The 18,426-nt window shown below is 55.6% G+C and carries 20 protein-coding genes; all 20 read right to left on the minus strand.

Annotated elements, in window-relative coordinates:
- Positions 1–3 precede the first annotated feature (3 nt).
- Positions 4–189, minus strand: a complete 186-nt coding sequence (locus tag KJZ99_02525; GenBank protein MCL4304765.1) for a type Z 30S ribosomal protein S14 — start codon at positions 187–189, stop codon at positions 4–6.
- A 15-nt stretch (positions 190–204) separates the two neighbouring features.
- Positions 205–816: a 50S ribosomal protein L5 gene (rplE, locus tag KJZ99_02530; protein MCL4304766.1), complete on the minus strand. Its 612-nt coding sequence runs from the start codon at positions 814–816 to the stop codon at positions 205–207.
- Between the two features lie 77 nt (positions 817–893).
- Positions 894–1,217 (minus strand): 50S ribosomal protein L24, encoded by a 324-nt coding sequence (gene rplX / locus KJZ99_02535; protein ID MCL4304767.1) that lies wholly within the window; start codon positions 1,215–1,217, stop codon positions 894–896.
- Between the two features lie 9 nt (positions 1,218–1,226).
- Positions 1,227–1,595, minus strand: a complete 369-nt coding sequence (gene rplN / locus KJZ99_02540) for a 50S ribosomal protein L14 (protein ID MCL4304768.1) — start codon at positions 1,593–1,595, stop codon at positions 1,227–1,229.
- Between the two features lie 3 nt (positions 1,596–1,598).
- Entirely contained in the window at positions 1,599–1,886 is a 288-nt protein-coding gene (rpsQ, locus tag KJZ99_02545) for a 30S ribosomal protein S17 (protein MCL4304769.1), read from the minus strand.
- Positions 1,883–2,125: a 50S ribosomal protein L29 gene (gene rpmC / locus KJZ99_02550; protein ID MCL4304770.1), complete on the minus strand. Its 243-nt coding sequence runs from the start codon at positions 2,123–2,125 to the stop codon at positions 1,883–1,885. The genes rpsQ and rpmC overlap by 4 nt, the downstream gene beginning before the upstream one ends.
- A gap of 6 nt (positions 2,126–2,131) precedes the next feature.
- On the minus strand, positions 2,132–2,551 hold the full coding sequence (gene rplP / locus KJZ99_02555; GenBank protein ID MCL4304771.1) for a 50S ribosomal protein L16: 420 nt from the start codon (positions 2,549–2,551) through the stop codon (positions 2,132–2,134).
- Between the two features lie 15 nt (positions 2,552–2,566).
- Positions 2,567–3,319, minus strand: a complete 753-nt coding sequence (gene rpsC / locus KJZ99_02560; protein ID MCL4304772.1) for a 30S ribosomal protein S3 — start codon at positions 3,317–3,319, stop codon at positions 2,567–2,569.
- 6 nt (positions 3,320–3,325) lie between these two features.
- Positions 3,326–3,817, minus strand: coding sequence for a 50S ribosomal protein L22 (gene rplV / locus KJZ99_02565; GenBank protein ID MCL4304773.1), 492 nt, complete (start codon positions 3,815–3,817; stop codon positions 3,326–3,328).
- A gap of 9 nt (positions 3,818–3,826) precedes the next feature.
- On the minus strand, positions 3,827–4,114 hold the full coding sequence (gene rpsS, locus KJZ99_02570; protein MCL4304774.1) for a 30S ribosomal protein S19: 288 nt from the start codon (positions 4,112–4,114) through the stop codon (positions 3,827–3,829).
- A gap of 6 nt (positions 4,115–4,120) precedes the next feature.
- Entirely contained in the window at positions 4,121–4,966 is an 846-nt protein-coding gene (rplB, locus tag KJZ99_02575) for a 50S ribosomal protein L2 (protein ID MCL4304775.1), read from the minus strand.
- A 15-nt stretch (positions 4,967–4,981) separates the two neighbouring features.
- A complete protein-coding gene (locus tag KJZ99_02580) occupies positions 4,982–5,269 on the minus strand; it encodes a 50S ribosomal protein L23 (GenBank protein ID MCL4304776.1) in 288 nt (95 codons plus the stop codon).
- On the minus strand, positions 5,262–5,897 hold the full coding sequence (rplD, locus tag KJZ99_02585; protein ID MCL4304777.1) for a 50S ribosomal protein L4: 636 nt from the start codon (positions 5,895–5,897) through the stop codon (positions 5,262–5,264). The genes KJZ99_02580 and rplD overlap by 8 nt, the downstream gene beginning before the upstream one ends.
- Positions 5,894–6,520: a 50S ribosomal protein L3 gene (rplC, locus tag KJZ99_02590; protein MCL4304778.1), complete on the minus strand. Its 627-nt coding sequence runs from the start codon at positions 6,518–6,520 to the stop codon at positions 5,894–5,896. The genes rplD and rplC overlap by 4 nt, the downstream gene beginning before the upstream one ends.
- Positions 6,517–6,828 (minus strand): 30S ribosomal protein S10, encoded by a 312-nt coding sequence (rpsJ, locus tag KJZ99_02595; GenBank protein ID MCL4304779.1) that lies wholly within the window; start codon positions 6,826–6,828, stop codon positions 6,517–6,519. The genes rplC and rpsJ overlap by 4 nt, the downstream gene beginning before the upstream one ends.
- Positions 6,829–6,865: 37 nt before the next feature.
- Positions 6,866–8,893 (minus strand): elongation factor G, encoded by a 2,028-nt coding sequence (fusA, locus tag KJZ99_02600; protein MCL4304780.1) that lies wholly within the window; start codon positions 8,891–8,893, stop codon positions 6,866–6,868.
- Positions 8,894–9,019: 126 nt separating this feature from the next.
- The gene (gene rpsG, locus KJZ99_02605) at positions 9,020–9,490 is read right to left on the minus strand and encodes a 30S ribosomal protein S7 (GenBank protein ID MCL4304781.1); all 471 of its coding nucleotides are present in this window, start codon (positions 9,488–9,490) and stop codon (positions 9,020–9,022) included.
- Positions 9,491–9,499: 9 nt separating this feature from the next.
- On the minus strand, positions 9,500–9,895 hold the full coding sequence (gene rpsL, locus KJZ99_02610) for a 30S ribosomal protein S12 (protein MCL4304782.1): 396 nt from the start codon (positions 9,893–9,895) through the stop codon (positions 9,500–9,502).
- A 147-nt stretch (positions 9,896–10,042) separates the two neighbouring features.
- On the minus strand, positions 10,043–14,374 hold the full coding sequence (rpoC, locus tag KJZ99_02615; protein MCL4304783.1) for a DNA-directed RNA polymerase subunit beta': 4,332 nt from the start codon (positions 14,372–14,374) through the stop codon (positions 10,043–10,045).
- Between the two features lie 83 nt (positions 14,375–14,457).
- A complete protein-coding gene (rpoB, locus tag KJZ99_02620; protein ID MCL4304784.1) occupies positions 14,458–18,174 on the minus strand; it encodes a DNA-directed RNA polymerase subunit beta in 3,717 nt (1,238 codons plus the stop codon).
- Between the last annotated feature and the right edge of the window lie 252 nt (positions 18,175–18,426).

Consider the following 18,426-nt stretch of genomic DNA (forward strand, 5'->3'; position numbering starts at 1 on the left):
TGCTTACCAACTTGACTTAACAACACCCGGAATATCGCCGGCGTGCGCGAGTTCGCGGAAACACAAACGGCACAATCCAAACTTACGCAGCACGGCGCGTGGACGTCCACAACGGCGGCAACGGTGATAGGCACGTACCTTGAATTTCGGAGCTCTCTTCGCTTTCGCGATCAAACAGGCTTTTGCCATAAGATTCTAATAAGGTTATGCGGCAGTCGCGACTTTTTTATCTTCACGCTTGCGGAAGGGCAAGCCGAGCTGCTTGAGCAACTCATAGGCTTCTTTGTCCGACTTCGCGGAAGTCACAAACGTAATGTCCATCCCGCGGATCTTCTCGACTTGATCGAGGTCGATCTCCGGGAACAGAATCTGCTCGCGCAGACCGAGTGAGAAATTGCCGCGTCCGTCAAAGCCTCGATCGGGCAGTCCGCGGAAGTCGCGGATACGCGGAGTAGCCAGCGAGATGAAACGATCCAGGAACTCCCACATCGTATTGCGGCGCAGGGTCACAAACACACCGACAGCCATTCCCTCACGCAGCTTGAAGTTAGAGACGGACTTGCGCGCCTTTGCGACCGCGGGCTTCTGGCCGGTGATGAGTGCGAGTTCCTTGACGATGGACTCGACCACACGCGGGTTCTGAGTTGCGTCACCGCACCCGACGTTGATCGTTATTTTCTGCAAGCGGGGCACTTCCATCGGATTAGTGTAACCGAACGTCTTCTTGAGTCCGGGAACCACATTATCTTTATAGTGTGCCTGCATACGCGGGACATAGCCTGCCGGAAGCTTCGGGCGCTCGCCGGCGACGTTCATGCCGCCGCCCTTAGCCGCCTTGGGGGGCTGCTTGCCCTGCTTTGCCTGTGGCTTGCCTTTTGCCTTTTCTGCGCTCATTATTCGGTAATCATTTCGTTAGAGACTCGCGCCACACGAACTCGCTTGTTGCCGTCGGCGGTTTTCAGCACGGCATGTCCAACGCGAGTCGGCTTGCCGCTTTTGGGGTCAATCAGCATCACGTTGGATACGTGAATCGTCCCTTCCCGCTTGATGATGCCGCCCTGCTGATTCCGCTGCGTGGGCTTGGAGTGGCGCATGATGAAGTTCACCCCTTCCACGACGATGCGCGACTTCTCGGGAAAAACCTTCAGGACTTTTCCCTTCTTGCCGCGGTCGTTTCCGGCGATCACCTGTACAATATCATTCTTACGAATCTTCATGACTTAACCTTATAGCACCTCGGGTGCCAGCGAGACAATCTTCATGAACTGCTTCTCGCGAAGTTCACGCGCGACGGGGCCGAAAATACGGGTTCCGATCGGCTCATTGTCCTTGTTAATCAATACAGCGGCGTTCTCGTCAAAGCGGATATACGACCCGTCGGAACGACGCACTTCCTTCTTGGTCCGCACGATGACAGCGCGCGCCTTTGAACCCTTCTTCATGTTTGAATTGGGGATCGCGGTCCGCACAGACACCATGATAATGTCGCCGACAGATGCCGAACGTCTTCCCGTGCCGCCATAGACACGGAAGCAACGGACTTTCTTGGCGCCGGTGTTGTCCGCCACGTTGAGAACTGAATATTCCTGAATCATGGCCTACTTCTTTTTCTCAATGATTTCGACAAGACGCCATCTCTTGAGTTTCGACAACGGACGCGTCTCCATGATCCGCACTTTGTCTCCGATGTTGCACTCGTTCTGGCTGTCGTCGGCCATCAACTTCTTGGTGAGCTTAATGTATTTCCCGTAGAGCGGGTGTTTCACCTTGCGCTCGACTTTGACGACGATTGTCTTATCCATTTTGTTGGATACAACCACACCGACACGGGATTTGCGGACGCCGCGGGATACTTCCACGGGACGGGAAACGGCTGTTTCACTCATTTCACAGCACCCTTCTCGGCGCGCAGGCCAAGTTCGTGTTCGCGAAGGACGGTGCGAATGCGGGCGATATCGCGACGCATCGAACGCACTCTCGCGGTATTCGGAAGTTGACCGGCGTCAAGCTGAAAACGAAGAGCTTCGAGATTGTCTTCTGCTTCAACCAAGCGGTTCTTAAGTTCAAGTGATGTGAGCTCCTTGAGCTCAGTCATTCTTGCAGGTCGTGCGGAACTGGTTGCCATAATTGCTTACGAGTGAACGACGTCGCGTTCGACAAACTTGGTTTTGATGGGGAGCTTCTGTGCGGCAAGACGCATGGCTTCCTGAGCGAGCTCGCGCGTGACGCCTTCAAGTTCAAATAGAATCCGACCGGGACGAATCACGGCCGCGTAGAATTCGGTCGCGCCCTTGCCCTTACCCTGGCGCACTTCCAAAGGTTTCTTTGAAACGGGCTTATCCGGAAAGATGCGAATCCAGACCTTCCCGCCACGCTTGATATGGCGTGTCATCGCAATACGCGCAGCTTCAATCTGCCGCGAAGTCATCCAGCAATCGCCCATGGCTTTCAAGCCGTATTCGCCGAACGACAGGGTCGACCCGCAATAGTCGTAACCCTTGCGGCGGCGGCGCTGTTGCTTGCGGAATTTTAGTCTCTTCGGTGTCAGCATTGTAGTTTAATCAGTTTAAGAACGGCGGTTGCGATCCCGGTCGCGGTCACGACCGCGATCTCGATCATGATCTCCGCGTCCTCTCTGAACATCATGACCCTTTTCATGATGCGCTTCGCCGGACGGCGAGTTTACCTTGGCCTTGCCGATCACTTCGCCGCGGCAGATCCAGACCTTTACCCCGATGGTGCCGTACGTTGTGCGTGCGACTGAACACGCGTAGTCGATATCTGCACGAAGGGTGTGCAACGGCACACGGCCTTCCTTATACCCTTCAGTGCGCGACATTTCTGCTCCGCCCAGCCGTCCAGCGCACATGACCTTGATGCCTTCCGCTCCCATCCGCATCGTGGTCTGAATCGCCTTCTTCATAGCGCGGCGGAACGAGACACGACCTTCAAGCTGCTGGGCGATCATGTCGGCGACCAGCTTGGATTCAAGCTCCGGCCGCTTGATCTCGTAAATGTTCACCTGAACGTCGCGCTTCGTCAAGTTCTTCAGCTCGGCCTTGAGCTTATCCACTTCGGCGCCCTTACGGCCGATCACGATGCCCGGGCGAGCAGTCCGAATGGTCAGCGTGAGCATCTTCGGAGTGCGTTCAAATGTAACTCCGGCAACGGATGCGCCTTTCAGGCGCTGCAGGAGATACTTACGGAGATAGAGATCTTCTTCGAGCTTGTCGGCGAAATTGCGTTCATCGAACCAGTGGCTGTTCCATGTTCTGATGATACCGACGCGAAGGCCGAGCGGATTGACTTTTTGACCCACTGGGGATTACGACTTTGTTTTACGTGTGGACGTTTTCTTGGCGGCCGACTTGGTCGCACTCTTCTTCACAGCCGCTTTTTTTGCGGCAGTCTTCTTCACTGGCTTTGTTTCAACGGCCTCGGCCGTCTCCGACGTGGCTTCCTCGACAGCAACCTTCGACGGCGCCGCGACAATCACAGTCAAGTGCGACATCCGCTTCTTAATCGGCGTGGCACGGCCCTGCGCGCGCGGCAGGAAGCGGTGCATCGTCGGACCTTCGTCAGCGAAGATCGCGCGCACCAGCAGGCTGTCGATGTCGGCGGAAGTCGCGTCAAAGAGCTGGGCATAATTCGCCACAGCGGACTGAATCGCCTTAAGCGTCGGCGTAGCGGCCGAACGCGGAGTAAATTTTAGAATATTGATGGCTTCGTTGACGTTCTTGCCACGCACAAGGTCTGCGACGAGACGCATCTTGCGGGGAGTAACGCGAACAAAGCGGGCAACGCATCGAGCTTCCATCGGAAATCCTTACTTCTTCTTGGCGGTGGTTTCCGCCTTCTTTTCCGTATGGCCCTTAAACGTACGGGTCGGAGAGAACTCTCCGAGCTTATGGCCGACCATGTTCTCCGTGATATACACGGGCAGGAACTTGCGGCCATTGTGCACAGCCAGCGTATGACCCACGAATTCGGGGGAGATGACGCTGCGGCGTGACCACGTTTTCAACACCTTCTTCTCGCTGCGTTCATTCATCTGCTGAACACGCATTTCGAGGCGGGGGTCGATATACGGACCTTTTTTGAGCGAACGTGCCATTTCGGATTATACGAGTTGCGTCTTGTCGCGACGGCGACGGACGATCAGTTTATTGGACTTCTTGCGCGGATTGCGCGTTTTCAAACCTTTTGTAATCTTGCCCCAGGGCGTCGTCGGATGACGACCGCCGGACGAACGGCCCTCACCACCACCCATCGGATGGTCAACCGGATTCTTCGTCACACCGCGGTTGTGCGGACGCCGACCCAGCCAGCGTGTGCGACCGGCTTTGCCGGACACGACGCTTTCGTGGTCGAGGTTGCCGACTTGACCGATCGTGGCCATGCACTGCGCAGGCACGCGCCGCACTTCACCGGACGGAATCTTGATCAGAGCATACTTGGTATCGACCGCCATCAACTGGCAAACGACTCCGGCACTGCGTGCGATCTGCCCGCCTTTGCCGGGACGCATTTCGATATTGTGAATAAACGTCGCCAGCGGAATCTTCGCGAGCGGGATTGCATTGCCAACCCGAATATCGGCCTCAGTCTTCGACGAGACGACCGTATCTCCGACCTTCAGGCCTTCGGGCGCGAGGATGTAGCGCTTCTCGCCGTCGGCGTAGAAGAGCAGGGCGATATTCGCGGAGCGATTGGGATCGTACTCCACACGCTCAACTTTAGCTGGAATATCAAACTTATTGCGGCGGAAATCGACCACCCGATAGCGGCGCTTGTGTCCGCCACCGATATTGATGTTGGTGGCCCGCCCGCGATTATTGCGGCCACCCGACTTTGCCAGCGGCTCAACCAGACTCTTCTCTGGCTCACCGGTCCACAGGCCATCGCGCACGAGCACCGTGCGGTAGCGTTGCGAGGGGGTCAGGGGGCGAAACTTCTTCAGCGGCATGATTCAGGTAAATCTTTAGACGTTCTGCGCGAGTTCGATCGATTCGCCCTTTTTGAGCGTGACGATCGCCTTCTTCCAATTGGGGCGGCGGCCTTCAAAACGGCCCAACCGCTTCACCTTGCCGCGGACGTTCATGGTTTGAACACCCACGACGGTGACTTCATATTTCTTTTCAACAGCGCGCTTGATTTCAACCTTATTCGCACTGGTGTCAACGACAAACGCATATTGATTATGTGCGTCTTGAGCGGCGGCGACCTTTTCGGTCAGAAGCGGCTTGCGCAGGACGGAACGCTTATGCAGCATGGTTCAATCCTTTCAGCAACGTTTGCACCGCACTTTTCTGGATAATCAATGTGGAGCACTTCAGCAAGTCGCGGGTGGAAGCCGCATCGGCTCGCGTCACTGCGGCGCCCGGCAGATTGCGCACACTCAGCAGGATGTTCTGACTGTATTCGGGAGTCAGGAAGAGCACTTTGTGATCCGCAAGAGCCATCTTTTCGATCATCGCAACCATCTCGCGCGTCTTGGGCGAATCCATCGTAAAGTCTTCGACGACGCGAATACGGTCTTCGCGCGCCTTCAAGATCACGGCACTGCGGCGGGCCAGGGCCTTAACCTTTTGCGGCACGCCGATATGATACGTGTGCGGCATCGGTCCGAAGATCGTACCGCCGCCGGGGTTCAACGGCGAACGCGTGGATCCTTGACGAGCAACACCGCGTCCCTTCTGCTTGAACGGCTTGCGACCGCCGCCGCGGACGTAGCTGCGGCTCTTGGTCTTGTGCGTGCCTTGGCGCTGCGCGGCTTCTTCACTGCGCACCGCCAGCCACATCGCATGTTCATTCGGCTCGAGCGCAAGCAGGCTATCCGGCAGTTCCACCGAATCGCCGCTCAAGGAGCCATCACGTTTATAAACTTTGAGATTCATCGGTCTTGTTTCCCTACGATCACAATACCGTGATTGGGACCGGGGATCGCTCCGCCAATCATGATCAGATTGGCTTCCGCATCAACCCGGATAACTTTCAAATTCTTGACGGTCACGCGCTCCGCTCCCATACGACCCGGCATCCGTAAACCCGGCAACGTACGACCGGGGAACGTGTTGGAGCCGATCGAACCGCCGTGGCGGAAGAACTCGTGAGTACCGTGAGTCATCGTCTGGCGATTGAACTTATGCCGCTTGATGACACCGGCGAATCCGCGTCCCTTGGAGGTCCCGGTAACTTGCACTTTTTCCCCGACCTTGAAGAGATCGCAGGCCAGCGAGTCACCGATCTTCTTGCCCTCGACCGTCATGTCGCGGAATTCGCGCTCGATTCGCGGAGCGGTGATACTGAGCGACTTGTAGTGCCCTTTCATCGGCATGGGCACGAGCTTGTCGCGCTTTTGGCCGAATCCGAGACAGAGCGCATTGTAGCCGTGCTTGTCTTCGGTGCGGATATTTGTGATCTGGTTCGGCCCAAGTTCAATGACAGTCACCGGAATAACGGTACCTTTTTCATCGAACACCCGGGTCATCCCGACTTTCTTCCCAATCAGCCCTGTCATGTCTTGATCTCGATGTCTACGCCGGCGGGCAACTCGATGCGGATGAGGGCGTCGATTGTGCGCGGCGAGGAGTTATGAATGTCAATTAGACGCTTATGAATGCGCGTCTCGAACTGTTCACGTGACTTCTTATCGGAATGCGGCGAGCGGTTTACCGTGTAGACCGTGCGTCGCGTCGGCAGCGGAATCGGACCGGAAATGACCGCGCCCGTTTGCTTTGCCGTTTGAATGATTTTTTCCGTCGACTTGTCGATCAGATTGTGATCGTAACTCTTAAGCCTGATCCGGATAGAGGATTGTTGTGCCATGCGAAGAGGTGGGGTTTTGTGCGGATCGGCGGTTGACTTAGCGCTTTTCGAGGATCTTCTCGGAAATGGACTTGGGCACTTCCATGAAGTGGTCGAACTGCATGGTGAAGATAGCGCGTCCCTGCGTCAGCGAACGCAGACTGGTCGCGTAGCCGAACATTTCCGAAAGCGGGACCATTGCATTGACGACCTGCCCATCGGCACGCGGATGCATTTCCTGAATGCGACCGCGGCGCGAGTTCAAGTCGCCCACGACATTGCCCAGATACGAATCCGGGGTGACGACCTCGACCTTCATAATCGGTTCCATGAGCGCGGGGTTCGCCTTCGTAACCGCTTCACGCAAGGCCATTCCGCCGCAAATCTTGAACGCCATTTCGTTCGAGTCAACTTCGTGGTACGAACCGTCCACAAGCTCGACTTTCACGTCCATGATCGGGAAGCCTGCCAGAGGGCCGTTGGCCATAGCGTCTTCCATACCCTTATGAACAGCCGGGATGTATTCCTTCGGAATCGCACCGCCGACAATCTTATTCTCAAAGACCAACCCGCTGCCCGGCGCACCCGGAGACACATTAATCACCACGTGCGCATATTGACCGCGACCACCGCTCTGCTTGGCAAACTTGTGATTGACCGAAGCAGACTGGCGGATACACTCTTTGTAGGACACTTGCGGAGCACCCACGACCGCTTCAACCTTGAACTCGCGCATCAGGCGATCCACGAGAATTTCGAGGTGCAATTCGCCCATTCCGGCGATGACTGTCTGACCGGTTTCCTCGTTGAACTTCACGTGGAAGGTCGGGTCCTCTTCGGCCAGGCGGGCGAGAGATTCAGAAATCTTGTCCTGATCTGCTCGGGTTTTCGGCTCGATAGCAATCTCGATCACCGGCGTCGGGAAGTCCATCTTTTCGAGCAGAATCGGCGACTTCGGGTCACACAGCGTGTCCCCAGTGCGCACGTCCTTCAATCCGACGACAGCGCAGATATCACCCGCTTCGACTGCGGACATTTCTTCACGCTTATCGGCGAACATGCGGACGATGCGGGAGATTCGCTCGCGCTTATCGCGCGTGGAATTGTAAATCGCGGAACCTGCATCCAGTTTGCCCGAGTAGACGCGAACGTAGGTCAGACGGCCGACATAAGGATCTGTCAGAATCTTGAACGCCAGCGCGGCGAAGGGCTGTTCCACATCGGGGTGTCGGAGCAATTCCTCTTCCGTGTTGGGATTCAATCCGGAAACCTCGCCCACATCCAGCGGGGACGGCAGCAGCTCGACGATCGCATCCAACAGACGCTGCACGCCTTTGTTCTTGAACGACGCGCCGCACAGAACGGGGAAACACTTCAGTGCGATGGTCGCCTTGCGCAGCGCGGCCATAACTTCGTCTTTGAGCAGCGGCTCGCCGGCAAGGAACTTCTCAAGCAGGTTGTCGTCAAATTCGGCAACGGACTCGAGCAGCTTCTCCCGCCAGTGACTGGCAATGTCAAACATGTCCTTCGGGACATCAAATTCCTCGAAGTGCATGCCGTGCGAATCTTCGACCCAGACGATGGACTTGAACGAAATCAAGTCAATCACACCCTGGAACATATCGGCGGATCCGATGGGGATTGTAATCGGCACCGGATTCGCATGCAGCTGCGTGCGAATCATGTCAACGGCGCGGAAGAAATCCGCTCCGGCACGATCCATCTTATTGACGAAGCAAATCCGCGGAACTTTGTAGCGATTGGCCTGACGCCAGACTGTTTCCGACTGCGGTTCCACGCCGCCTACGGCACAGAACAAGGCCACAGCGCCGTCCAGGACGCGCAGGCTGCGCTCGACCTCGACGGTGAAATCCACGTGACCGGGGGTGTCGATGATGTTAATCCGGTGGTTCTGCCATTCGCAAGTGGTCGAAGCGGAGGTGATCGTAATCCCGCGCTCCTTCTCCTGCTCCATCCAGTCCATCGTCGCACCGCCCTCATGCACTTCGCCCATGCGGTGCAGACGGCCCGTATAAAACAGAATGCGCTCCGTCGTTGTCGTTTTGCCGGCGTCGATATGGGCCATAATGCCGATATTGCGCGTGCGGTTCAACAGGTCTACGGACGGATTGACCTTCTCTTTTTGTGCGGTTTTCGGAGCGTTGGACACGATTAAATCACCGTTAACAGAACTTGTTCACAGATTGCAGTATTACCAGCGGAAATGCGCGAAGGCCTTGTTGGCCTCGGCCATCTTGTGCGTTTCGTCGCGCTTCTTGACAGCGCTGCCTTCGCCCTTTGCCGCAGCGATCATTTCGCCGGCAAGTTTTTCGGCCATCGTCTTCTCACCGCGAGCCTTTGAGTAGGAAATCAGCCAGCGGATGGCCAACGCCTGGCGACGGGAAGGGTTCACCTCTACAGGAACCTGATAGGTGGCACCACCGACGCGGCGGCTCTTGACTTCGACAATCGGCGCCACGTTTTTCATGGCTTTGGTGAAGACTTCCAGCGGATCGGACTTGGCCTTCTTTTCGATCAGGTCAAAGGCACCGTAGAACATTCGTTCTGCAACGGAGCGCTTACCACGGCGCAGCAGGCCGTTTATGAAGGAAGCCACCTGAATCGAACCGAACTTGGGATCGGCGGGGACTTCACGTTTAACAATTCGTTTACGACGAGGCATAACTTAAAACTACTTCTTGCCCTTGGTTTGAACGGCGGCTTTCTTCTTCGTGCCGTACTTCGAGCGGCCTTGCTTGCGGCCATCCACTCCGGCGGTATCCAGAATTCCGCGAATAATATGGTAACGCACGCCCGGCAAGTCCTTGACACGACCACCGCGAATCATGACCAGAGAGTGTTCCTGAAGGTTGTGTCCTTCTCCGGGAATATAAGCCGTCACGACGACGCCGTTTGTCAGCTTGACACGTGCGACTTTGCGCAGCGCAGAGTTCGGCTTCTTGGGGGTAGTAGTGTAGACACGAGTGCATACCCCCCGCCGCTGCGGGCAGTTCATCAGAGCCGGTGCGGAAGACTTATATTGCGCAGCTTCCCGGCCTGAACGGATAAGTTGTTGAATCGTGGGCAAGGTTCTAAGAAATTTTGTGGCGTAGATTAGCTAATTTAAGGATCGAGCTTGGGATTGTCAAGTGAGTCGAGAGGCGAGCTTGGGCGATTTTGAGGCCGCCCAAGCTCAAAAGGATTCCACAAATGTATGTTAAACAAACATTTGGTATTATTCTGGAGAAACCGGCGGATTTGCGCTATTTTGCGCAATTTCGCCAATGTCCTCCTCAATTGCGGCAGAACCGTGCTCCAAAGACTGCATCAATTCAGACATCTCAATCCGGAAGTCCCGCGCCAATTCTTCCTCTTCCGCAGCGGGCCGCACGATCTCCAACTTGTTGTATCGGCTGAGTCCGGTTCCCGCCGGAATCAGGTGACCGAGAATCACGTTTTCCTTGAGTCCCGACAGATAGTCGACCTTGTTGCTGATCGCGGCATCTGTCAAGACGCTCGTGGTCTGCTGGAAACTGGCTGCCGAAATGAAGCTGTCCGTCGAGAGACTGGCCTGCGTGATTCCAAGCAGAACCGGAGAGTAGGTCGCCGGACGCGCGGGACGGGTCTTTGCAGGATCCTTGCCATCACTCTTCAGCGCACGGTTCTGACGATTGACTTCTGTTCTGTCCAAGATCTGGCCGATTCGGAAACCGGAATCACCCGGTTCCTCGACCACCACTCTATTGACAAGCTGCTCGTTTTCACGGGTGAACTTGATACGGTCCACGTGGTCGCCTTCGAGGTAGCGAGTGTCACCCGGATCGTCTATCCGCACTTTCTGAAGCATCTGCCGGACAATCACCTCGATGTGCTTGTCATTGATGGCCACGCCCTGCGAGCGATAGACTTCCTGAATCTCCTTGGCGAGATACTCCTGAACACGGTTCGGACCCTGAATCGCCAAAATGTCCTGAGGAGCAACCGAGCCTTCGGTGATCTTTTCACCGGCGGACACTCGGTCATGATCGTGGACGAGAATATGCTTTCCGTAAGGTACGGCGTAATTCTTCGACATGGACCCATCTTCCGACGTAACCGTTACGATGCGCACGCCGCGCTTCATACCGCCGAAACGAACAATTCCGTCGATCTCTGTGACGATAGCAGGATCTTTGGGTTTCCGTGCTTCAAACAACTCGGTGACGCGCGGCAGACCGCCGGTGATGTCGCGAATGGCTTGAGACTTACGCGTCATCTTGGCAAGCGGGTCGCCGATTTTGACTTCGGCACCATCTTCCACTAACAATTGAGCACCAATCGGGAGCACATGATTAGCCAAGCGGCTTCCGTCCGCGTCAATAATCACGATGTGCGGATTCAGCTTGCGGTCGCGCGATTCCATAATGACCTTCTGCTTCATGCCGGTCTGCTCATCGACGACATCATGAATCGTGCTGTCCTGACGGATATCAATGAAGTGCACCTTGCCTGACTTTGAAGCAAGAATCGAGTCAGCATACGGGTCCCACTCGAACAGGAGGTGACCGTTCTTGACGACTTCACCTTCTTCGACATACACATGCGCGCCGTAGGGCAGCTTGTAACGCGCGACGGTGCGGTTGTTGTCATCGAGCAACTTGATAATGCCTGAGCGGCGAATGGAAATGCGCGTCCCGTCTTCCCTGACGATGAAGTCGACGTTTTCGAAGAGGGCACGTCCTGACTTTTTCGCTTCACGCTTGGATTCTGACACGTCGCGCGATGCGGCACCACCGATGTGGAACGTACGCAAGGTCAACTGCGTGCCAGGCTCTCCGACGGATTGCGCCGCCATCACGCCAACGGCTTCGCCAATATCGACCATTCGGCCCGTGGCGAGATGAACTCCGTAACAACGTGCGCAGACACCCCGCGAACTTTCGCAGGTCAAGACCGAACGAATCCGAAGTTTTGTGACACCGGCCTTCGCCAGCAAACTGGCCTCAGCTTCACGCACGAGCGTGTTGGCGTCCAGAATCTTCTCATTCGTGACGGGATCAAATACATCATCGGCCAAAACGCGTCCCATCACGCGTTCATGCAGTTGCTCAGTGACTTCCTCGCCTTCCTGAACTTCCTCCAGCGTGATTCCGCGCAGTGTCTGACAATCGAACTCGCGGATAATGACATCCTGAGCCACGTCAACCAAACGACGGGTGAGGTAGCCGGCGTCGGCGGTCTTGAGCGCCGTATCGGCCAGACCCTTACGCGCACCGTGCGTTGAAATAAAGTACTCGAGAACGGTCAGACCTTCCTTGAAGTTGGCCGTAATCGGGCTTTCAATGATTTCACCCTTTTGTCCAGTCAGCGACTTCTGCGGCTTGGCCATCAGACCGCGCATACCAGCGAGCTGACGAATCTGTTCCTTGGAACCACGAGCACCCGAATCCGCCATCATGAACACCGAGTTAAAACCATCCTTCGAGTCACGGAGTTTGGCAAACATCACCTCGGCGATGTCGGTACTGGTGTGAGTCCAGATGTCGATGATCTTGTTGTAGCGCTCACCGTCAGAAATGATACCATCGGAGTATTGCGTCTGAACTTCATCCACCCTCTTATAGGCGGCTTGCACCAGTCGATCCTTTTCCGGTGGGATCTCGATGTCCGCGAGGCCGATGGAGATTCCCGATCCGGTGGCGATCTCGAAACCGAGCTTCTTTAGGTTGTCAAGAAACACGGAGGTCGGGGCGATGCCGACAGTTTGCACACAATAGAAAATGATCTCTTCAATGCGCTTCTTTGCAAGCATCTCGTTGAAGTAACGCTTGCCACGGACATCTTCAGGTAGAATCTGATTGAAGATCACTCTTCCCACAGTCGTTTCAATCAGTTTGTCACCGACACGCACGTGAATCACAGTATGCAAGCCGATCCGGCCGTCATTGTACGCGAGGATCACTTCGCCGGCGTCAGCGAAAACCTTACCTTGGAACGGTTCACCGAGTTTGCGCTTCGTCAAATAGTACAATCCGAGCACCATGTCCTGGTGTGGAACCGTGATCGGGCGGCCGTTGGCGGGGTGCAGGATGTTGTTGCTCGCGAGCATGAGCAGGCGGGCTTCAACCTGCGCCTCAAACGAGAGCGGTACGTGCACGGCCATCTGGTCACCGTCGAAGTCGGCGTTGAATGCCTGACAGACGAGCGGATGCAGTCGTATTGCCTTGCCTTCAATCAGCAGCGGCTGAAACGCCTGAATGCCGAGACGGTGCAACGTCGGCGCACGATTCAGGAGAACCGGATGATCCTGAATAATTTCTTCCAGAATCGCCCACACTTCGTCCGTCTTCCTTTCGACCAGACGCTTGGCGGACTTCACTGTCTTCGAGTATTGATACTCGATCAGTTTGCGAATGATGAACGGCTTGAACAGCTCGACCGCCATTTCCTTTGGCAGACCGCATTCGTGCAGGCGCAATTCGGGGCCGACGACGATGACGGAACGGCCGGAATAGTCCACACGCTTGCCCAGCAGATTCTGGCGGAATCGGCCCTGCTTGCCTTTCAAGTTGTCGGACAGACTCTTCAAGGGACGATTGCCGTCCGAACGCACCGCGACGGATTTGCGGCCGTTGTCAAAGAGCGAGTCAACCGCTTCCTGAAGCATGCGCTTTTCGTTGCGCAGAATGACCTCAGGTGCGCGAATCTCAATCAAGCGCTTCAGTCGATTGTTTCTGATGATTACGCGGCGGTAGAGATCATTCAGGTCGGACGTCGCAAAGCGGCCTCCTTCCAATGGCACCAGCGGACGGAGATCCGGCGGGACAACGGGGACGACTGACATGACCATCCAGTCCGGCTGGTTCAGTTTGTCACCCTCGTAGCGTTTGAACGACTCAATCACGCGCAATTTCTTGATCGCGTCCGCTTTGCGCTGAGCACTTGTTTCCACCTTGATCTGAGCGCGCAACTCATCGGACAAAGAATCGACATCCTCGCTTGCCAGCAAGTCGCGGATTGCATCACCACCCATCTTTGCAACAAAACGCTCTTCCGGCGGCAGGGCATCCTGCGGACCCAGTTGCTGCAATACCTCAAGGTACTCGTTTTCGGAAAGCAAGTCCTTGCGCCGCAAGTCCGCTCGACCCGGATGAATCACGGCGTACGACTCGTAATAGATGACCTGCTCGAGTTCACGCGTGCTCATGTTCAGCACATAGCTGATTTTCGAGGGCAGACTGCGGAAATACCAGATATGCACAACGGGTACGGCCAGCGCGATGTGGCCCATACGCTTGCGGCGGACGTCTTTCTTCGTCACTTCCACACCGCAGCGATCGCAGACAATTCCTTTATAGCGGATTCCGCGATACTTACCGCAATGGCACTCCCAGTCCTTGACGGGGCCAAAGATTTTTTCGCAGAACAAGCCGTCTTTTTCCGGCTTATAGCTGCGGTAGTTGATGGTTTCAGGTTTGGTTACCTCGCCATGCGACCACGACAGAATCGTGTCGGGTGACGCGAGGCTGACGGCAATTTCGGAGTATCTGCGGGGTTCGTGCTCTGTTGCAGCAGCGAAATGCAGCATGCGTTGCTCCTTATTCCTGTGAAGGCCGCGATGCGGCCGAAAGCTTACCTAATATAAAACGGGATACGGGAGAGTCCGGGAGACTACTCGCGTAATTCCACGTCAATACCCAAGCCGCGCAACTCGTTGACGAGCACGTGGAAGGATTCAGGAATGCCGGGTGCAGGCAGATTATCACCCTTGACGATAGCTTCGTAAGTACGCGCGCGGCCGTTTACGTCATCGGACTTGATCGTCAGAATCTCTTGGAGGATGTAAGACGCACCGTAGGCCTCAAGCGCCCAGACTTCCATTTCTCCGAAACGCTGACCACCGAACTGCGCCTTACCACCCAGCGGCTGCTGTGTAATCAAACTATACGGTCCAATCGACCTTGCGTGAATCTTATCGTCAACCAAGTGCGAGAGTTTCAAGACATACATGAAACCGACGGCGGTCTCTTCCTTGAAGCGTTCACCGGTTCGGCCGTCAAACAAATAGCTCTTACCGCTGTGCGGAAGTCCTGCGCGATCGAGCCACTCTTCAACATCTGCGGTTTTAGCACCGTCGAACACAGGAGTTGCGAAGTGCACGCCGAGTCGATGTGCCGCCCAGCCGAGCGTCGTTTCAAAAAGCTGTCCGATATTCATACGTGACGGCACCGACAGCGGATTCAAGATGATATCGACGGGCGTTCCGTCAGCCAGAAACGGCATATCTTCAACCGGAACAACTTTCCCGACCACGCCCTTGTTACCATGGCGACCCGCCATCTTGTCGCCTACCGACAGTTTTCTGCGCTGCGCGACGTAGACACGGACCAGCTGAACAATCCCCGGCGGCAGTTCGTCACCGACTTCGATCCGGTACTTCTCGTTCTTCAGTTCGGTCTCATGCTCGAAAAGCCGTTCGCGGAATTTGTCGAACGCCTGTGCGATCATCTCGTTAAGGCCTTCGTTCGTCGTCCATTGGTAGCCGGTCTCGAGCGCGTCGAAATTCAACTGCTGCAGGAGCGACTCGCTGAACGCCGATCCTTCAGAGACCATCACTTCGGTTTCATCACGGTTTCTGATTTCCCGTGCCTTGTGCCCGCGCAGGATCGCGTAGAGTTCTTCAGAAAGCTGGCGGCGCAAACGCTGACGCTCGCGCTCGTACTTCGCCTCGAGATCCTCGATCAGCTTCTTGTCTTCCTTGCGGGTTTTCGCGTCCTTCTTCTTCCTGCTGAAAAGCTTCGTGTTAATCACGATGCCATTCATTCCGGTGTGCGCCTTCAAGCTCGCGTCCTTAACATCGCCCGCCTTGTCACCAAAGATAGCCTTCAGGAGCTTGTCTTCGGGAGTCAAGTCGGTTTCGCCCTTGGGCGTAACCTTTCCGACCAGAATGTCGCCCGGACGCACAATGGCTCCGATGCGGATGATGCCCATTTCATCGAGATTCTTGACCGCGTCTTCCGACACGTTTGGAATTTCGCGGGTCAGCTCTTCCTCACCGCGCTTCGTTTCGCGAACTTGGAGTTCCAGTTCTTCGATGTTGATCGACGTGTAGATGTCGTCAAACACGATTCGCTCGGAGACGATAATGGAGTCTTCAAAGTTGTACCCATGCCAGGGCATGAAGGCCACCAAAGCATTGCGTCCCAAGGCAAGCTCGCCGCGATCAGTTGCACAACCATCCGCCAACACATGGCCGGCCTTCACTTCATCACCCTCTGTAACGGAGGGTTTCTGATTCAAACAGGTGTCCTGATTGGTTCGGACGAATTTCTTAAGTTTGAACGTGATGGATTCCGGCTGAGGGCCTTCCTCGCCGCTTTCGTCCACAATCGGTTGAGGTCGAAAGATAATCTTGTCGCTATCCACGTATTCAACAACACCGTCGGAAGGCGCGACAATCATCGTGCGCGAGTCAATTGCGGCCTTGCGTTCCATCCCCGTCCCCACATAAGGGGCTTCCGGGCGCAGGAGCGGTACCGCCTGACGCTGCATGTTTGATCCCATGAGTGCACGATTCGCGTCGTCATGCTCAAGAAACGGAATCAAGGCCGCGGCGACGGAAACGATCTGCGCAGGAGCAACGTCCATATACTCGATATGGTCGGGCTGAGCGACCGGGAAGTCTGCGCGATTTCGGCACTTCGCGCGGTCAGTCAAGAATTCGCCTTTCTGATTGATCGGCGTGTTCGCTTGAGCTATCGTGACACGGTCTTCTTCATCCGCAGACAGATACTTGATCGTCTTGGTGACTTTGCCGCCCTTTACGATACGATAGGGAGTTTCAACAAATCCCATATCGTTGATGCGCGCGTAGGTGCAAAGCGAGGATATCAGACCGATGTTCGGCCCTTCCGGCGTCTCAATCGGACAGAGTCTGCCATAGTGGGTGTAGTGCACGTCTCGCACTTCGAAGCCTGCGCGTTCGCGCGTCAACCCACCGGGACCCAGTGCCGACAGACGGCGCTTGTGCGTCAGCTCGGTCAACGGGTTCACCATGTCGAGGAACTGCGAGAGCTGATTGGTTCCAAAGAAGCTGTTGATGACCGAGGAAATCGTCCGTACATTGATCAAATCCTGCGGCGTCAGCGCATTCGAGTCGCGGAGATTCATCCGCTCCTTGATAGTCCTCGCCATACGCGACAGGGCCACACTGAATTGGTTGGCCAGCTGCTCACCTACTGTGCGCACCCGGCGATTGCCGAGATGATCGATGTCATCAGAGGCCGCACGGCCCGTGCGAAGCTTGAGCACGTGCTTCATGATAGCAACGATGTCATCTGGTGTCAGCACTGTGATTTCCGCGGGAACGTTCAGCTCGAGTTTGCTGTTCAGTCGGTAACGCCCAACAGCACCCAAGTCATAGCGCTTTTCATCGAAAAGCAGTCGATCGAGGAACTTGCGTGCCGTATCGATGTCAGGCGCATCACCGCTGCGCAGCTCGCGATAGATCACTTCGAGCGCGTGGTCCGGCGACGTCGACTTGTCCTTGTTGACCGTGTTGATCAGAATGTCATAGGAAACATCTTTCTTCTTGGCCTTGGAAAGGTCGATCGACTGCACTCCAGCTTCGTAGAGTTTACCGATCAATTCGTCCGTGAGTTCTGCACCAGCCGTTGCCACAACTTCACCGGTTGATGAGTTCACGGCGTCAGAGACCAGCCGGCGACCGACTTCCTTGTTCAATTCCTTGCGGTTGGTCGGCACCGTTTCCACGAAGCCGAACAAATCGAGGATGTCGCGATTGTTCTGATAGCCCATCGCCCGTAGCAGGGTCGTGGCAGGAAACTTCTTCCGGCGATCGACATAGACATTGAGGACGTCGTTGATGTCCGTGGAAATCTCGATCCACGACCCGCGAAACGGAATAATACGCGCCGAATAGATCTTCTTCCCGTTCGGGTGAGTATCTTCACCGAAGAAAACACCGGGACTGCGATGCAGCTGCGAAACGATGACGCGCTCAGCACCATTGATGATAAACGTGCCTGATGTCGTCATCAAGGGCAAATTGCCCAAGTAGACTTCGCTTTCAATCGTTTGATCGAAGCTTCCGACGTCGCTGGTTTCATCGCGTGACGACAGGCGAAGTTTAGCTTTCAGCGCGGCTTGAAAAGTGACACCGCGTTCACGACATTCATCTTCTTCGTACTTGGGCCGCTCCACCTGATAGTCGACGTACTCGAGAATGTGAGTTTCCCGATTGTCAATGATCGGGAAGATGTTGCGGAACACCGCCTCAAGCCCTACAGACCGGCGGCGGTTGGGCGGCACATCAGCCTGCAAGAAATCGCGAAATGACTTAAGCTGAACCTCCAACAGGTCCGGCATTTCATGGACTTCCGCGATTTTTGAGAAGTTGATGCGCTGGATGGTTTTCTGCGTTTCGCGCACGAAAAGCTCCCTTAGAATGACCGCAATGATTCGTTCGAAAACCCCGATAGCGGGGAATTTACATCAGAATTTGCCTGCACATAATAAACGCAAATTGCCAAGTCTGACTTCGGCGCATCTAACACAGCGCGGAAGGGACTCGGCAACCCGAGATAAGTACTCGGGGCGATGCGCGGCGTGCAATCGGCA

The organism is bacterium (genome assembly GCA_023382385.1).
In the GTDB taxonomy this organism is placed as follows: domain Bacteria; phylum Electryoneota; class RPQS01; order RPQS01; family RPQS01; genus JABWCQ01.

What these genes read in the sequence shown, in the direction of transcription:
- rpsG (MCL4304781.1), bottom strand. Translation starts at nt 9,490, where the DNA reads ATGCCTCGTCGTAAACGAATTGTTAAACGTGAAGTCCCCGCCGATCCC.
- rplV (MCL4304773.1), bottom strand. Translation starts at nt 3,817, where the DNA reads ATGGAAGCTCGATGCGTTGCCCGCTTTGTTCGCGTTACTCCCCGCAAG.
- rplD (MCL4304777.1), bottom strand. Translation starts at nt 5,897, where the DNA reads ATGAATCTCAAAGTTTATAAACGTGATGGCTCCTTGAGCGGCGATTCG.
- rplX (MCL4304767.1), bottom strand. Translation starts at nt 1,217, where the DNA reads ATGAAGATTCGTAAGAATGATATTGTACAGGTGATCGCCGGAAACGAC.
- rplP (MCL4304771.1), bottom strand. Translation starts at nt 2,551, where the DNA reads ATGCTGACACCGAAGAGACTAAAATTCCGCAAGCAACAGCGCCGCCGC.
- rplC (MCL4304778.1), bottom strand. Translation starts at nt 6,520, where the DNA reads ATGACAGGGCTGATTGGGAAGAAAGTCGGGATGACCCGGGTGTTCGAT.
- rpsJ (MCL4304779.1), bottom strand. Translation starts at nt 6,828, where the DNA reads ATGGCACAACAATCCTCTATCCGGATCAGGCTTAAGAGTTACGATCAC.
- rplB (MCL4304775.1), bottom strand. Translation starts at nt 4,966, where the DNA reads ATGCCGCTGAAGAAGTTTCGCCCCCTGACCCCCTCGCAACGCTACCGC.
- rpoC (MCL4304783.1), bottom strand. Translation starts at nt 14,374, where the DNA reads ATGCTGCATTTCGCTGCTGCAACAGAGCACGAACCCCGCAGATACTCC.
- fusA (MCL4304780.1), bottom strand. Translation starts at nt 8,893, where the DNA reads ATGGCCCATATCGACGCCGGCAAAACGACAACGACGGAGCGCATTCTG.
- rpsS (MCL4304774.1), bottom strand. Translation starts at nt 4,114, where the DNA reads ATGGCACGTTCGCTCAAAAAAGGTCCGTATATCGACCCCCGCCTCGAA.
- rplE (MCL4304766.1), bottom strand. Translation starts at nt 816, where the DNA reads ATGAACGTCGCCGGCGAGCGCCCGAAGCTTCCGGCAGGCTATGTCCCG.
- rplN (MCL4304768.1), bottom strand. Translation starts at nt 1,595, where the DNA reads ATGATTCAGGAATATTCAGTTCTCAACGTGGCGGACAACACCGGCGCC.
- KJZ99_02525 (MCL4304765.1), bottom strand. Translation starts at nt 189, where the DNA reads ATGGCAAAAGCCTGTTTGATCGCGAAAGCGAAGAGAGCTCCGAAATTC.
- rpsQ (MCL4304769.1), bottom strand. Translation starts at nt 1,886, where the DNA reads ATGAGTGAAACAGCCGTTTCCCGTCCCGTGGAAGTATCCCGCGGCGTC.
- rpmC (MCL4304770.1), bottom strand. Translation starts at nt 2,125, where the DNA reads ATGGCAACCAGTTCCGCACGACCTGCAAGAATGACTGAGCTCAAGGAG.
- rpoB (MCL4304784.1), bottom strand. Translation starts at nt 18,174, where the DNA reads ATGCCGGACCTGTTGGAGGTTCAGCTTAAGTCATTTCGCGATTTCTTG.